12 protein-coding genes are annotated in these 15,559 nt (G+C 65.0%); 8 read left to right on the top strand and 4 right to left on the bottom strand.

Annotation, left to right across the window (positions count from 1 at the left end):
- Positions 1-33 precede the first annotated feature (33 nt).
- Entirely contained in the window at positions 34-240 is a 207-nt protein-coding gene (gene rpsU, locus SLG_RS04085; RefSeq protein ID WP_014075155.1) for a 30S ribosomal protein S21, read from the bottom strand.
- Between the two features lie 186 nt (positions 241-426).
- Positions 427-2,154, bottom strand: coding sequence for a bifunctional metallophosphatase/5'-nucleotidase (locus SLG_RS04080; RefSeq protein WP_014075154.1), 1,728 nt, complete (start codon positions 2,152-2,154; stop codon positions 427-429).
- Positions 2,155-2,321: 167 nt separating this feature from the next.
- Here SLG_RS04080 and SLG_RS04075 point away from each other — a divergent pair, with 167 nt between their 5' ends.
- The 6 genes from SLG_RS04075 (at position 2,322) to SLG_RS04050 (ending at position 8,356) form a co-directional block, all read left to right on the top strand.
- Positions 2,322-3,080 (top strand): class II aldolase/adducin family protein, encoded by a 759-nt coding sequence (locus SLG_RS04075; RefSeq protein WP_014075153.1) that lies wholly within the window; start codon positions 2,322-2,324, stop codon positions 3,078-3,080.
- Positions 3,081-3,192: 112 nt separating this feature from the next.
- The gene (locus SLG_RS04070; RefSeq protein WP_014075152.1) at positions 3,193-3,747 is read left to right on the top strand and encodes a (2Fe-2S)-binding protein; all 555 of its coding nucleotides are present in this window, start codon (positions 3,193-3,195) and stop codon (positions 3,745-3,747) included.
- A gap of 124 nt (positions 3,748-3,871) precedes the next feature.
- On the top strand, positions 3,872-4,897 hold the full coding sequence (locus SLG_RS04065; RefSeq protein WP_231848750.1) for an RcnB family protein: 1,026 nt from the start codon (positions 3,872-3,874) through the stop codon (positions 4,895-4,897).
- A gap of 160 nt (positions 4,898-5,057) precedes the next feature.
- Positions 5,058-5,747, top strand: coding sequence for a prolyl hydroxylase family protein (locus SLG_RS04060; protein WP_014075150.1), 690 nt, complete (start codon positions 5,058-5,060; stop codon positions 5,745-5,747).
- A 185-nt stretch (positions 5,748-5,932) separates the two neighbouring features.
- Positions 5,933-6,367 (top strand): RcnB family protein, encoded by a 435-nt coding sequence (locus tag SLG_RS04055; protein ID WP_014075149.1) that lies wholly within the window; start codon positions 5,933-5,935, stop codon positions 6,365-6,367.
- Positions 6,368-6,517: 150 nt separating this feature from the next.
- Complete coding sequence (locus tag SLG_RS04050; RefSeq protein ID WP_014075148.1) at positions 6,518-8,356, top strand: DUF885 domain-containing protein; 1,839 nt, start codon at positions 6,518-6,520, stop codon at positions 8,354-8,356.
- 130 nt (positions 8,357-8,486) lie between these two features.
- Here SLG_RS04050 and SLG_RS04045 read toward each other — a convergent pair whose 3' ends face one another.
- Positions 8,487-10,088 (bottom strand): DUF6351 family protein, encoded by a 1,602-nt coding sequence (locus SLG_RS04045; RefSeq protein ID WP_158512673.1) that lies wholly within the window; start codon positions 10,086-10,088, stop codon positions 8,487-8,489.
- Positions 10,089-10,232: 144 nt separating this feature from the next.
- Positions 10,233-12,590: a TonB-dependent receptor gene (locus SLG_RS04040; protein WP_014075146.1), complete on the bottom strand. Its 2,358-nt coding sequence runs from the start codon at positions 12,588-12,590 to the stop codon at positions 10,233-10,235.
- Between the two features lie 441 nt (positions 12,591-13,031).
- Between SLG_RS04040 and SLG_RS04035 the strand changes: the two genes are divergently transcribed.
- Both SLG_RS04035 and SLG_RS04030 read left to right on the top strand, forming a co-directional pair.
- Positions 13,032-14,285 (top strand): MFS transporter, encoded by a 1,254-nt coding sequence (locus SLG_RS04035; RefSeq protein WP_014075145.1) that lies wholly within the window; start codon positions 13,032-13,034, stop codon positions 14,283-14,285.
- A gap of 46 nt (positions 14,286-14,331) precedes the next feature.
- Entirely contained in the window at positions 14,332-15,351 is a 1,020-nt protein-coding gene (locus tag SLG_RS04030) for a LacI family DNA-binding transcriptional regulator (RefSeq protein WP_014075144.1), read from the top strand.
- Positions 15,352-15,559: the final 208 nt, after the last annotated feature.

Below are 15,559 nucleotides of genomic sequence, written 5' to 3'. Positions count from 1 at the left end.
TCCCGTGCCGGCCCTGTCGGCCGGCAGAGCGCCTTAACGCGCGCCGTCGCGCTCGGCGCGCTTGCGCTCGAGCTTGCGGGCACGACGCACGGCAGCAGCCTTCTCACGCGCGCGCTTCTCGGACGGCTTCTCATAGTGACGACGCAGCTTCATCTCACGATACACGCCTTCACGCTGCAGCTTCTTCTTGAGCGCCCGCAGCGCCTGATCGACGTTGTTGTCGCGCACGATGATTTGCATAAGCTCGTCAGTCTCCAATTCCATGCTGATCCGCGCGGCTCGGTCACCGAACGCACACACGCGGACACCAAAAACAACACGCGCCGCGACAATCAGTCACGGCGGCTCGGCCCGCCCCATATCAGGGAGAGGTTACCGGATCAAGACCGGAAAGGCGCAGGGAACCGGCTTTCGCTCCCGGCCGCCTCATTGCGGTGACAGGTTGCGGATGCGGTCGAGCGCGGGAACAGCCATGCCCGGGCGGGACGCGACATAGGCCTCCAGCGCAGCGACATCGAGCGGACCTTCCGCGACAAGCGGCGCGTCGGCGAGCATCGTGAAGCCATCGCCCCCCTGCCCCAGGAAGTTGCTCATCGCGACACGGTAGGTCGTCTCGTCATTCAGGGGCGCCCCGTCCAGCGTCGCCTCCACGATGCGCTGCCCAGCCGGACGGCGCAGGTCGAAAGCAAAGGAAAATCCTTTCGAAACCGAGAGAATGCTTGGGCTTTCGGCGCGCAGGAACTGGAATTCCAGCGCTTCCCGGATCTGCGCCCCGGTCAGGGCCTTCACGACCAGCGTGTTGCCGAAGGGCTGGACCCGGTAGAGATCGCCGAAAGACACCGTACCGTCCGGCCCTGGCGTGATCGAACCGCGAATGCCGCCGGGATTCATGAACGCGATCTGCGCGCCGCCGGAGGCCGGCGCCGCCATGGCAGCACGCTGCGCATCGGCAATCAGATTGCCAAGGGCGCTCTGGCCTGTGGCATCGGTCATCTTTTCCAGCGGCCCGGCGACCCGTCCCACGACGCGGCCGGTCACGTCTGCCGCGGCCGCCTGATAGCGACTCACCAGTGCCGCGATGTCCGGCTGGCGCGCGGCAGCCTCGCCGCTTTGCTGCACGACCAGATTCTCCGCCTGCTTGGAGACGAGGCGACGGGCACCGAGATCGTAGCTGAGCGTGATTCGGGTCAGCAGCGTGCCATATTGTCCGGCGCTGGTGACAAGAAAGGGCCGAGTCGGATCGACCTGCGCGTAGGAACAGACATAGGCCTGATGCGTGTGGCCGGAAATCACCAGGTCGAACGCCGGGTCCAGCCTTTGGAGAATCGGCTTCAACGCGCCGGTGAGGCCATTGCAGTCGCTCCGGTCGCCCTCGGGCGCCATGACGCCGCCTTCGTGGACGAGGATCGCGAGGATGTCGGCCCCTTCCGCGCGCAGCCTGGGGATCAGGGCGTTCGCCGTCTCCGCCTCGTCCGCGAAGCGCAGGCCGGCGACGGAGCGGGGCGACACGATCTCCGGCGTGCCCTTGAGCGTCATGCCGACAAAGGCAATGCGCACCGTCTTTCCGCCGATATCGAAACGCTTGATGCCGTAAGGCGGGAAAAGAGTCGTTCCGTCAGTCTGGTGGGTATTGGCGGCAAGGAAACCGAAACGCGCACCGGGAAAGTCCGGCATGACGCGGCAGGGCTCCAGGACGGTATAGCGCTCGCAGCCACCCGATTGCATGCGACGGATCTCGTCCTGCCCGCGGTCGAATTCGTGATTGCCCAGCGCATTGAAGTCGATGGTGATGTCGTTCATCACCCGGATCGTCGGCTCATCCAGAAAATGCCCGGAAATCAGCGGTGACGCGCTGATGAGATCGCCAGCGGACACGACCGCGCTGTTGGCGTTTTCCGCGCGCAGGCGTGCGACTGCCTCGGCAAAATAGACAGCGCCGCCGGCCTTGACTCGCGGCGCATCGACCGCGCCGTCCGGCGGCACGACGCTCTGGTCGTCCGGCCCGATATGGCCGTGAAAGTCATTGAAGGCGATCACCTGAAGCGTCGTCACATCCGCCGGACGCGCGCCCGGCCGTCCGAGATCGCCACTGTCGACCTGCGCACAGGCCGCCAGCAACAGCAGAGCCAATGGAGCGCCAAGCCGACCGATCATCCTGCAACCTCATTCATGGGGGACTCCGTGGGGCGCCCCATAGCAGATCGCGTGGACGGAAGAAGGCGTCCTCTGCGGGCCGCCTCGACATTTTTCGCCCTCGCGCGCATGATTGCCGCAAGCCCTCGCCAGCGAAGGGCAGGAACACGTCGCAAGGAGAGAAAGCCATGGCCACCGCGCTGAGACCACCCGCGCTCACCGATGCCGAATGGCAGGCCCGCCAGCAGCTCGCCGCCTGCTACCGCATCTTCGCCCATCTGGGATGGGACGAACTGATCTACAATCACATATCGCTGCGCGTCCCGGGCGAGGACCACGCCTTCCTCATCAATCCCTTCGGCCTTCATTATTCCGAAGTGACGGCCTCCAATCTCGTCAAGATCGATATCGACGGCAACAAGCTCGGCGAGAGCCCCTATCCCGTCAATCGCGCCGGCTTCGTGCAGCACAGCGTCTTTCACCGCCATGTGCCCGATGCCCATTGCATCATCCACACGCATACGACCGCCGGCATGGCGATCGCCTCCACGGCCGAGGGCCTGCAGCCGACCGATTTCTATTCCGGCCTGCTTGCCGGGCAGGTCGCTTATCATGATTTCGAGGGCGTCACTGTCCGGGAGGAGGAAGGCGCGCGGCTGATCGAGAATCTGGGCGACAAGCGCTTCATGATCCTGCGCAATCACGGCCTGCTGGTGATGGCACCAACCCTGCCTGCGGCATTCGTGAACTATTATGTCATCGAGCGGGCCTGCCAGATCCAGATGGCGACGCGCAGCGCCGGCACCCCGCTGCGCGTGCCCGATGCGGTGATTGCCGTCCACCAGCGCGATGTCTTCCTGGCCACCCCGCCCGAGCAGCGCGGTGTCGCCGAATTCGGTGCTTATACGCGCATCATCGACCGGATCGACCCCAGCTGGCGCGACTGAGCTCAACCAAGCCGGAAGCGTTCACGACCGTGGCAGCCGGAGCGCTTCGCATTTTCGGATCGCGAGGCGCTCCCATCCGACGTGAAACTGCTCTAAGGGCCGTTCACTCGCCATGACCAAGTTTACCGTCAACGATCGCCCGGTGCAGTACCGCATGGACCCGCAGACCCCGCTGCTCTGGGCGCTGCGCGATGCCTCGAACCTCACCGGCACCAAATATGGCTGCGGCACGGGCGACTGCGGCGCCTGCACGGTCGATGTCGATGGGCAGGCCATCCGCGCCTGTCAGGTCACCATCGCGGCAATCGAGGGGCGTTTCGTCACGACAATCGAGGGCCTTTCGCCGGATCGCAGCCACCCGCTCCAGCAGGCCTGGGCGGCCCAGAACGTGCCCCAATGCGGCTATTGCCAGTCCGGCATGATCATGACCGCGTCCGTGCTGCTCAAGCGCAACAGCAATCCGACCGACGCCGAGATCGAAGCGGCGATGACCAACATCTGCCGTTGCGGCACCTATCCCAGGATCCGCGAAGCCATTCGGCAGGCCGGGCGGATCATGCGCGGTGAGGAGCGCGTGGCCGCCGCGCCCGCGCCCGGCATCGCGCCTGATGATGCAGCCCGGCGCGTTCCCGGCCTCACGCCGCCGGCGGACAGTGGGGAGCCATAGAGCCCCCGGTCCCGCTTTGGGGCAAGCTTGCCGCTGGCTGACACAGATGTTCAGCGCCGGGACAGCCCCCCGGCTCCATAACGTCCTCAATGGCGACGATTCGCCTGTTTTTGAGGAACTCCTGATGAGACGGATGCTTTCCCTGGGTTTGATGGTGACCACCGTGCTGGGCACCACCGCGCCGGCTCTCGCCCAGCCGAACGAAGGGCGCAATCGCCCGCGCGTGGCTGTCGAAGGCAATATGTCCGCGCGCCCCCAACCCACACCCCGAACCGAACGGCGGCAGTCCGCTCCGTCGTCCCCGCCCGCTGCCCGGCAGCAGCGTCCCCCTTCGGCAGTCACGACCACGCGGGTCCCGCCCTCGCGCGCGCAGGGCGACAACGGCCAGCGAAGAGGCGGCGATCGGGAGAACCGGGTCGGACGCCCGGAAGTGACCAACTGGCCCGACCAGCGTCGCCTCACGCCGGTCGAACCCGGCCCGGGAGCCACCGTTCCCCCCGCCAATCGACCGCGCCCCAACTGGAGCCGCGGCAATGATGACCGCAGCCAGAACGATGGGCCGCGCCGCGGCGATCGACGGCCCGGCGAGGAAGCACGCAATGATCGCGGGCGGAACGACGGGACCTGGTCGCGTAATGGCGACGACCGGCGACGCGCCGACTGGCAGCGAGATGATCGCGGTCGCGACGATGCCCGGAACCGAGAGGGCTGGTCCCGCGGTCGCGACGATGCCCGCAATCGGGAGGGTTGGTCCCGCGACCGGGAAGACTGGTCGCGCCAGCGGGGCTGGAACGACCAGCGCCGGCTGAACGAACGCGAGCGGTGGTCGGATCAGCGGCGCTGGGACAATCGCTGGCGCAACGACAGGCGCTATGACTGGAACAGCTATCGAGTGCGCCACCGCACGATCTACAGGCTGCCGGCCTACCGCGCACCTTATGGCTGGAGCTATGGCTACCGGTCGTTCTCGATCGGTTTCTACCTGAGCAACATGCTGTTTTCGTCGAGCTACTGGATCAACGACCCTTATTATTATCGCCTGCCGCCCGCCTACGGCTCGCTCCGCTGGGTCCGCTATTATGACGATGCCCTGCTCGTGGACATCCGCGATGGCTATGTCGTCGACGTGATCCACAACTTCTTCTGGTAAGCGCCAGCGCTTCCCGGGACGACTTCCTGATCGGCCTTCAGGAAAGACTGGACCGGCTCTCCCAACGGCGAGAGCCGGTCCTTTTTCGCTGCACGTCCTGCCCCTCGGCGTGGCTCTGCGCTCTTGCCCCAGCGTTCGACCGATGGCAGGAGCCTCCCTCATGACGCAGACATGGCTCGATGACGCAGACGTTCCATCGCAGGCACGGGCGGGGATTGGGGAGCGAACTCGCCAGCGCTTGGCGCGCAATCCCATGGTCAGCCGCCTACCCACCGACAAAGCCGAGATGTTCCTGCGCCACGGCCTGGTGTCGCCTGCGGAATGCGCGAAGCTGATCGACAAGATCGACGCGGGCTGCAAGCCATCCAAGCTGTTCTCGGGCACGGCCTCCGGCTACCGCACCAGCAGCAGTTGCAATCTCGACATCTACGATCCGTTCGTCATCGCCATCACAAAGCGCATCGACGCGCTGATGGGGATGGAAGGCGACCATGGAGAGCTGCTCCAGGGCCAGCGCTACGAGCAGACCCAGCAATATCACCTCCACTGCGATTATTTTCCCGGCAATGTGCATTACTGGCCGGCCATGCGCGTGAGCGGAGGGCAGCGCTGCTGGACGGCGATGGCCTATCTCTGCGACGTCGAGGAAGGCGGCGAAACGCACTTCCCGCGCCTCGGCCTCACCGTGCCGCCGCGGGCGGGCACGCTGCTGATGTGGAACAACATGAATGCGGACGGATCGCCCAACCACGACACGCTCCACGCGGCGCTGCCCGTGAGCCGGGGCGTCAAATATGTCGTGACTCGCTGGTATCGCGAGCGGCGCTGGGAACCGCACAGCAAGCCCTGAACTCGCCTCCGATCCCCGCGCCCACAGACAATTTGAGACACTTATGAGCGAAAGCTGACAGCGCCGTTCCCGCGCCGTTCAGCGCTCCGGCTCCATAAGGGCCATGTCGGGTGCGGCGGCGGTTCTGCTCCTCCTCCTCACGGCATCCACGCCGCGCCCGGCAAAGATACAAGGAGTGTCATGCCATGAAGAAACTGATCCTTGCCGGCCTCGCTACCCTGGCCCTCCTGCCGGCCACCGCCATGGCGCAGCCGGCCAGCCATTATCAGCAGGAGCGCCATCAGGCGCAGAAGGACGCGCGCAAGGTGCACGATGCCCGGCAGGACCTGCGCGAGGCGAAACGCGATGTTCGGGACGCCCGCTGGGACTATGCACGCGAGGTCCGGGACTATAATCGCGCCCATCCCTGGCGCGCCACCTTCCGCTACCAGCGCTTCCAGCCCGGCGCGCGTATCCAGCCGGCTTATTATGGCCGCGCCTATATCGTCTCGGATTATGGCCGCTTCCGCTGGGCCAAGCCGGGCGTGAACCAGCGCTGGGTGCGCCACTATAACGATGCGCTGCTCGTCAACATCAAGACCGGACGCGTCGTGAAGGTCGTCCACAACGCCTTCCGCTGATCCTCCCGCGCAGGCCCCTTCCGCATCGCCGGAGGGGGCCTGCCTTCATGCACACATCCATGTTCCGGGCAGATTGCGGGGCCGCACGCGCAGTGTTAGGCACGCAACACACGATCAGCGATGATCGCTCTCAGATCGAAAGGATGATGCATGTCTCGCGCCTCGCGAACCACCCGGGCGATTGCCCTTCTGCTCGGTACGGCGATGCTCGCCCCGCCGGCCCTGGCCCAGCATGAAGGCCATGGCGCCGCGCCCGCAACGCAGTCCGCCCAGAGCGAAGACCAGAGGCTCTTCGCCCTGTTCGCCGCTTCGGACGAAGCCAATCTGAAGCGCAATCCCATCAACGCCATCTTCCGTGGCGACTTGCGCTATGCAGACCGGCTGGGGGATTATCTCACGGACGCCTATATCGATGCCGAACGCAAGGCGGCCGAGCAGGATCTGGCAGCCCTGAAAGCCATCGACCGGTCAAGACTGACCGCGCAGAACCAGATCGCCTATGACGTATTCGAGTGGCAGACCGACGAGGCGTTGAGGGGACTGCGCCCCGAAATCCTGGCCCTGACGATCGTCCGACCGGTCAATCACTTCAGCGGCTTCCACACCTTCTATCCGACCTTCGCCTCGGGCAAGGGCGCCGCACCGTTCAAGACGCTTGAGGACTACGAGAACAATCTCAAGCGCCACAAGGACTATATCGCGCTCACGGACCGCGCCATCGAACGCTTCCGGCAGGGCATGGCCAGCGGCGTGGTGGAAACCAAGCTCACGATCAACAATGTGATCCAGCAGTTCGACAATCTGGCCGCACAGAGTGTCGAGGAATCGCCTTTCTACCAGCCCGTGCTCAACTTCCCCGAAGGCATCTCCGAAGCGGACAAGACCCGGCTCACCGCCGCCTATCGCGACATCATCGTGAACGGCATCAACCCGGCGCAGAAGCGGATGCGGGATTTCCTGGCCACCGAATATCTGCCCGTCGCCCGGGAGACCGTGGGACTGAGCACCATGAAGGGCGGCGACCTGCTCTATGGCGAGCTGATCCGCGGCACGACCACCCTCCCCCTCACCGCCGACTATGTCCACCAGCTCGGCCTCTCCGAGGTCGCCCGCATCCAGAAGAACATGGAGGCGGTGCGCAAGGAAGTGGGCTTCAAGGGGACGCTCCAGCAGTTCTTCGCGCATTTGCGGGATTCGCCGGAATTCCATCCCAAGTCGCGCGAATGGATGACGGAGGAATTCTATCGCATCGGGAAAGTGGTGGACCAGAAAGTGGGAAGCCAGTTCTCGACCCTGCCCAAGGCGCCGCTGGAAATCCGGCCCTATCCCGAGTTTCGCGAGAAGTTCGAGGCGGGCGGCTCCTATGAGAACGGGACGCCCGATGGCTCACGGCCGGGCGTGTTCTACTTCAATGCCTACGACCTGCCCTCGCGCAGCCTGCCGGGCATGACCACGCTCTATCTGCACGAAGGCGCACCGGGGCATCATTTCCAGCTCAGCCTCGCGCAGGAGAATGAAGGTCTCCCCGCCTTCATGCGCTTCGGGGGCAACACGGCCTATGTCGAGGGCTGGGCCCTCTATGCAGAGACGCTGGGCTTCGACTTCGGCCTGTTCGAGGACCCCTATCAGCGCATGGGTCATTATGACGACGAGATGCTCCGCGCGATGCGGCTGGTCGTCGACAGCGGCATCCATGCCAAGGGATGGACCCGCGAGCAGGCGATCCAGTACATGCTGGACAACAGCTCGATGGGCAAGACGGACGCCACGGCGGAAGTCGAGCGCTACATCGCCATCCCCAGCCAGGCGCTCGCCTACAAGATCGGCGCGCTGACCATCCAGCGGCTCAAGAAGAAGGCGCAGGACGAGCTGGGGCCGAAGTTCGATGCCAAGGCCTTCCATGCCCAGGTTCTCATGACGGGCTCGCTCCCCATGACCGTGCTCGAGAAGAAGATCGACGACTGGATCGCCGCCACCAAGGCGAGCTGACCCGGAAGAAAGGGAGCGCGGTCCTTCCGATCGCGCTCCCCCCTGTCTGCGCAGACGCAGGCCGGGACGAGGCCGCGCCCTCGAAAAAGACTTTCAGCGTAGGCTGGCGAGAACGCCCCCGCTGCCGGCGTCAGTCGCCTGCCGGGACGTCCTGTGCGGGCGTGCAGGCGAAGGCGCTCGCCTTCTTTGCGTCGCCACCCACATAGCGGGCATGGCCGGGATAGGGGCAGAGCGGCCGGGTTTCCTCCGGCAAATCCTTCCGCGCGGCGACAATGGCCTCGGGCGCCTTGCCCTCTTCCACCCAGTCGACCAGCGCGCCCAGCATGTCGAACTGGTCGAAGGCATTGCCGCCCTGACAATGCAGCATGCCCGGCACCATGTAGAAGCGCGTGGCATCCGTGAACGCCTTGCCGTTCGTCTCCGCCGCGCGCTCATAATAGTCCCAGGTCGCCTGCGCCGAGAACCAGAAGTCCGAAACGCCGTGGAAGAAGAGCATCTTCCCGCCGCGATCGAGGAATGTGCCGAGATTGGTCCAGTAGTTGGTATCGGTCAGGCGCTGCACGGGGTCGTTGCGGATGGCCTGGATGCGCGCATCGAGATCAATGGCGGCCTCCGTGCTGGGCGGGCCGAACGGGCCGGGAGCCCCGGTGGGCAGATAGCCCATCGGCTTCACGACGATGCCGGTATCGAAGGGCATCGCCGTGTAGAGGGGATAACCCGCCTTGTCGCGCGGCCCCGCGAAGCCCGCCTTGAGCGCGCCCGCCAGACCCGCGCTGATGCAGTCCTTGCTCTGGCCCGGCTTGCAGACCAGCTTCGCGGGATCGAAGCGGCATTGCGCGACATTCTCGATCATGCCGTCCTTGAGGCCGTCGAGCCCATCGCACTGGGCCAGCAGCCCGTGGAGGATGGTCTGGCGCACCGCATCGCTGAACAGGGCGGAGACGTCCGGCTTGCCGTCCGCGCCCTTCGGGGCGACCTGATTGAACAGGACATGCGAATAGTCGATGGCGAGATTGGAATCCCCCGTGCGCATGGCCGGGGCACCGGCAATGATGCCGTCGAACAATTCGGGATAGCGCTGGGAAGCCAGCATGGCCTCGCGGCCGCCGGTCGAGCAGCCCGCCATATAGCTGTGCGCGATATCCCGGCCATAATAAGCGGTGGTCACCTTCTTGCCCAGCAGCGTGGCCGTGCGGACCGAAGTCTCGGCAAAATCCAGCGCGGCCCGCTGGTCGGCCATGAAACTATTGTCGAACACCGCGCCTTCATGGCCGCTGTCATGGCTGATGACGGCAAAGCCACGCGCCAGCGCTGGCACGCCATTGGCCGCAACCGGGCCCGTCGGCTCCAGCACCGAACCATTCAGTCCGCCGCCACCCTGCAGGAGGAAGCGGCCCTGCCAGTCGTCCGGCATCGCGATCGCGTAGCGGATGCCATAGGTCTTGCCGCCGGCGCCCTGCCGCTCGTTGATGATGCCATCGACCCGGCAGTGCCCCGGGAGCGCGGAGGAGATGCGCCAGCCATGGGCATTCACCTGGTCGCTGGGCGGCGTTGCGGCGACATGGCGCGCCGAGAGGATCTTGACGTCCGGGCCGAAGGACTGCCCGGCCAGCGCTTCGCAGCGGGCGGCAGCGGGCTGCGCGACGGCATCCTTCGCCTGTGCGGGCATGGCGCAAAGGGCAGCAGCGGATGCCATCAGCAGGGTGGCAGAGTTCAGTCGTCGGGTGCGCATGATCTTCATCTCCACAACTCTCGCCGGCAGTGCCCGGCGCATCCGGTCTGTCGCCGGAGATTGTCCCCTTTACAGACGGCTTCGCGCCGTGAAGCAACCGGGGCGAGCGAGAGACCCGCCCGCCCCGTTGATTTTTCTATCGGTTCAGAACCGGAAGCCGATGCGCCCGCCGATCGTGCGCGGCGCGCTGTAGTTCACCACCGTGGAACTCCAGACCGTCGTCACATTCTGGGCGATCCGCTCATCCTCGAGATTGTTCACGAAGGCGGTCAGCGTCAGAGTCTCGCCCGGGAACACATAAGTGAGGTTGAGATCGGTCTTGGTGTAGGACCCGTTGCGGCTCTGCGCATAATTGCCGATGTCCGCGAAGGTCCGCGACTGCACGTAGAAGTCCACAGCCGGCGTCAGCTTGCCGTCACCGATGTAGAAATCATGCGCATAGCTCACCCGTCCGCTCCAGCGCGGCGCATTGGGCAGTTCGTTCCCGGAGAAGTCCGCCGTCTGGGACGGGATCGAAGAGAAGCCGAGGATCGGGCCGAAGATGTTGTACATCGTGTCGGCCGAATAGAGATTGTCCTGGCCATTGGGGAAGGACAGGAAATTGGTGTCGAGGAACGACACATAGCCGGAGAAGTGGTCGTTCCGCGTCGGCGAGAAGCGCGTTTCCAGCTCGACGCCACGGATGCGCGCCTTGGCCGCGTTGGTCGAAACCGGGATCGGCCCCTGGATGGGATCGACGATGATCGAGGCCACCTGCAGGTTGTTGTAATCCATCTGATAGGCGGTGAGGCCCAGGAACAGGCGGCGGTCGAACAGGTCGGCGCGGATGCCGGCCTCGTAATTGGTCACCGTCTCGGGCTCGTAGGACCGGAAAGCGACCGGGTTGGAACTCGACTGCAGGCCACCGCTGCGATAGCCGGTGCTCACCGTGCCATAAGCCATGAGCTGCGGCGTGATCTGATAATCGAGCCCGGCTCTCCAGTTGACCTTGCTGTACTTCGCCTCGGGGCGATCGGTGTCGTCAGTGAAGGCGATGGGATCGCCGACCGGGCATGTGGTCGGGTTCATCGTCTCGAGCGTCACCGTGCCGCCGGCGCAGACCAGCTGCGTGTTGCGGCTCAGCACCTGATCCCAGGTGGCGCGCACGCCGCCCGTGATGTTCAGGCCGTCGAGCAGCTCATATTTGGCCTGGCCGAACAGCGCCTGCGACTTGCTGCCGACGTTGGAATTGTAGTTCACCACATCCACGGCATCGATCGTGGAGATGTTGAAGCCCTCGCCGACGACCTTGGCGCCGAACATGTTGAAGACACTGTTGAACGGATAGGGCGCGGTGTTGCCGGCATGGATCAGGGCGCTGCCGGACGGCTTCTTGTCCTGATAGATGTAGGCGCCGGCGACCATGGAGAAACGGCCGATCTCGTAATTGAGATCGAGCTCATGCGACCAGGTCTCGGTCTTGGCATCGACGGCGCGCTGCTCGAACACGCCGGTGGAGGCCGTGACGCCATTGTCCTTGAGCATCGAGTAGCCCGCCAGCCAGGTGGCGGTGAGATTGGGCGTCACATCCCAGCTCAGGCGCGAGCGGGCGGCATAATATTTGGTGTTGATCCGGTTGTCGGTGACATCCTCGACGCCCGGATTGTACTGCTTGTCATAGACGGTGACGCCCGGCCCGAAGAGCCCGTTGCGGATGTCCGTGCCCGTATAGGCCATGTCGGCGTCGGGATAGTAATTGTAGCTGCGCATATAGCTGAGCGGGATGGTGCCCTGGTTCTCGCCATAGTTCAGCGACACCCGCCAGCTGACCGTCGAGGTGGGCTCCCAGAGGGCCGTGACCCGCACGGCCGAAAGGTCGGTCTTGCCCCATGCCTCGCCGGCGCCCAGATACGGATCGAGCCCGTCGTCTGCCAGGCGGAAGCCCGCGACGCGGATCGCCAGCGTGTCGGTGACAGGCAGGTCCACCGCTGCGCGCACGCGCATCTGGTTGCGGCTGGCATATTGGATGTCCCCTTCCGCGGCGAAGCGGAAGCCCGGGTCGGCGGTGTTGATGTTCACCACGCCGGCCGTGGCGTTGCGCCCGTAGACGGTGCCCTGCGGGCCGCGCAGCACTTCCACTGCCCCGATGTCGAACAGGCCGAGCTGCAGCACCTGCGCGGAGGGATCGTAGATGCCGTCGATCTGCGTCGCGACCGTCGAATAGCCGCTGAAGCTGTTGTTGCTGCCGATGCCGCGGATCGAGAAGCCGTTCTGGCTGAGCTGCAGGTTGGGCGCGGTGGTCACCAGCGCGTCGGCGCTCGAAAGACCCTGACGGTCCAGCGCATCCTGCTGCACGACCGAGACGGCGATCGGCGCCTTGGTGAGGCTTTCCGCGCTCTTCTGCGCGGTCACGATGATCTCGCCGCCATCATAGGGCTCGTCGGGCGCGCTGTTATCCTGCGCGAATGCCGGGGTCGCAAGCGCGAGGATGCTGCATGCGATGAAGAGATTATTGCGTTTCAACTGCCAACTCCCAAAGACTCGGTCACCTTACCGGACCCTCGATGCACGGACCGAAAACCCGGTCGACGGCTCTGGCCGTTTTCAACCGGATGCGATGGATGCACGAAAGAGAGTTCGCCCACATGCGTCAGTGAGCTGCTCTCGATGCCTGGCGGAGGAAAAGTGCCATGATTCCGGCCCACCCTCTCGCACTGTCATTCCATCGATGTTATGCAATCGATTGCGTGACCGTCTAACGAAGATCTTCCTGCAGCACAATGTGTAGAATCAACAGAAGTGCTATGCTTTGACCTTCGCTTGCAAAAATGTCACAGGCGCCAGCCGGCACATGGGAAGCGGTCAATCACAACCGATTGCGTTCCGGAACCCATGCACCGACATTCATCCCGCGGCCACGCCCTGCGCGGACAGGGCCGGATAGAAAGAACGAAGGGGAGATTCATGCCGAATGCAGTCAGCCGGGCCGATCGGCCGGCCAACCATCTCCTCAAGCTCCTCATCTTCCTGATGTTCGCGATGTTCGCGATGACGACCGACGCGGTCGGCACGGTGATCCCGGAAGTGATTCGCGAGTTCGATCTCGGCCTGACCGCCGGCGGCTCGTTCCAATATGCCACCATGTCCGGCATCGGCATTGCCGCCATATCGCTGGGTTTCCTCGCCGACCGGATCGGCCGCAAGTGGACCATCCTGCTGGGACTGATGCTGTTCGGCGTGGGCTCGGGCCTGTTCGCAGCGGGGCACAGCATGGCGTTCTTCGTCGTCTTGCTGTTCTTTTCGGGCCTTGGCATCGGCATTTTCAAATCGGGCGCGCTCGCGCTGATCGGCGATCTGACAAGCTCCACCCGCGAGCATGCCGCGACGATGAATCTGGTCGAGGGCTTTTTCGGAGTCGGCGCGATCGTCGGCCCGGCGCTGGTCGCCTTCCTCCTCCAGCAGCAGACCAGCTGGAAATGGATTTACCTGATCGCCGCGATGCTCTGCGCGGCACTGCTGGTCGGCATCGCGCTGGCACGCTTTCCGACGCCGGTTCGCGAGCAGGCACAGCCGGCAGACCCGCGCGATGCCATGCGCATGATGAGCGAGCCAACGGCCTGGTTCTTCAGCATCGCCCTCATGCTCTATGTCGGGGCGGAAGCAGCCATTTATGTCTGGGTGCCGACCTATCTGGCAGGCTATTCCGGGCCCTTCCCGTGGCTTGCGCTCTATGCCGTCTCGGTCTTCTTCGTGCTGCGCGCGATGGGCCGTTTTCTCGGCGCCTGGCTGCTGTCCCGCCTCGACTGGAGCGTCGTCCTTCTTGTCTGCACCTTCGGCATGACCGTGCTGTTCTGGATCGCGCTGGCGGGCGGCCCCGAGATCGCCGTCTTCGCCCTGCCCGCGACAGGCCTGTTCATGTCCGTGCTCTATCCCACCATCAATTCCACCGGCATCAGTTGCTACGAGAAGAGCCGGCACGGCTCCATCGCCGGGCTGCTGCTCTTCTACACCTGCGTCAGCGCCGTGCTTGCGCCGCTGGCCATGGCCCTGCTGGGCGACTGGCTGGGCGACAGCGGCTACAGCATCCTGCTGGGCGCGCTGTTCGCCACCGCGCTGACCGGGCTCTGCCTGTGGAACTGGCGGCGCGCGCCATTTGCCGCCCGGTTGCTGGCACGCAACCAGGCGGATTATTCGCGCGCGCCGGAAAATCCGTGCTGAAATCGAAACGCGATCTTCTATTCAGGTCGCCGGAACAGGAAAGGGCGTGACAGCGGTGAAGCCAAAACAGATCCGGACGATCTACGATCTGGCGGAGCTGGCCGGCGTATCCGCCGCCACCGTGTCGCGGGCGCTGGCGGCCAAGACCGTCGTCAGCAACGAGACGGCCGAGCGCATCCGCAAGCTGGCGCAGCAGCACGGTTTCCAGCCCAGCGCGCTGGCGCGCAATTTGCGGACCCGGCGCAGTGGCGCGATCGGTGTCGTGATCCCGCTCGGCCACGAGCGCGCGCAGCATATCTCCGACCCGTTCTTCATGACGATGATCGGTTGCCTCGCCGACGAACTGACCGAGCGCGATTTCGACCTGGTTCTGTCCCGCGTGATCCCGGACAAGCAGGACTGGCTGGAAGCCATGATCGCCAAGGCGCGGGTCGATGGCTTCATCATCATCGGCCAGTCCGACCAGTCGGCCGTGCTCGATGCCGCTGCCCGCTCCTATCTGCCGATGGTCGCCTGGGGCGCCTTCACGCAGGGTCAGGTGCATTGCTCCGTCGGGACGGACAATTTCCTGGGCGGCCGCATGGCGGCGGAGCATCTCATCGCGCGCGGCAGCCGCAACATCGTCTTTCTGGGCAATACACAGGCGATCGAGATCGCGCAGCGCCTCGAGGGCGCCAAGGCGGCGGTGCGCGCGGCCGGCGCGCCGGTCGAGCTGGCGGAAGTCACCATCCACCTCGCCAGCGAATTGAGCGCCGGCGATATCGCGGCTTATCTGGACAGCGTCGAGCGCATGCCGGACGGCATTTTCGCGGCCTCGGACATGATCGCGCAGACCGCCATCCAGATCCTCGCGTCGCGGGGCACGTCGGTGCCCGGCGACGTGCGGGTCGTGGGCTTCGATGATCTGCCGATTGCCCGCAGCACTGTCCCGCCGCTCACCACCATCCGGCAGGATATCCAGACCGGCGCGGGGCAGATGATCGACTGCCTGTTCCGCCGCATCGACGGCAAGCAGACCGGCTCGATCGTCCTCAACCCCGAACTCGTCGTTCGCGGGACCAGCTAAGCAGTCGCGGCGACATCCGGCATCGCATCCGGCAAGACACACGACATGCACGCAAAAATTGCTTTGCAATCGATTTCGCTGTCCGTGTATCAGCCCATGGGATCGACGCAGGGGAGCCCGGAAAGCCGGAAGGCTTGCGGAGGCTGCACGCCGTCTGCCGGCGCCGCCCTGCCCTTGCCGGCCCGCCTTTCCTCGCTCTCCGACAGGG

Source organism: Sphingobium sp. SYK-6, from assembly GCF_000283515.1.
Taxonomy (GTDB): Bacteria; Pseudomonadota; Alphaproteobacteria; order Sphingomonadales; family Sphingomonadaceae; genus Sphingobium; species Sphingobium lignivorans.
This window is presented reverse-complemented; position numbering and strand designations above follow the sequence as displayed.

Bases quoted from the DNA above. Each gene is read 5' to 3' on its own strand.
- SLG_RS04055 (WP_014075149.1), top strand. From the start codon at position 5,933: ATGAAGAAACTGATCCTTGCCGGCCTCGCTACCCTGGCCCTCCTGCCG.
- SLG_RS04045 (WP_158512673.1), bottom strand. From the start codon at position 10,088: ATGCGCACCCGACGACTGAACTCTGCCACCCTGCTGATGGCATCCGCT.
- SLG_RS04080 (WP_014075154.1), bottom strand. From the start codon at position 2,154: ATGATCGGTCGGCTTGGCGCTCCATTGGCTCTGCTGTTGCTGGCGGCC.
- SLG_RS04050 (WP_014075148.1), top strand. From the start codon at position 6,518: ATGTCTCGCGCCTCGCGAACCACCCGGGCGATTGCCCTTCTGCTCGGT.
- SLG_RS04035 (WP_014075145.1), top strand. From the start codon at position 13,032: ATGCCGAATGCAGTCAGCCGGGCCGATCGGCCGGCCAACCATCTCCTC.
- SLG_RS04075 (WP_014075153.1), top strand. From the start codon at position 2,322: ATGGCCACCGCGCTGAGACCACCCGCGCTCACCGATGCCGAATGGCAG.
- SLG_RS04070 (WP_014075152.1), top strand. From the start codon at position 3,193: ATGACCAAGTTTACCGTCAACGATCGCCCGGTGCAGTACCGCATGGAC.
- rpsU (WP_014075155.1), bottom strand. From the start codon at position 240: ATGCAAATCATCGTGCGCGACAACAACGTCGATCAGGCGCTGCGGGCG.
- SLG_RS04065 (WP_231848750.1), top strand. From the start codon at position 3,872: ATGAGACGGATGCTTTCCCTGGGTTTGATGGTGACCACCGTGCTGGGC.
- SLG_RS04060 (WP_014075150.1), top strand. From the start codon at position 5,058: ATGACGCAGACATGGCTCGATGACGCAGACGTTCCATCGCAGGCACGG.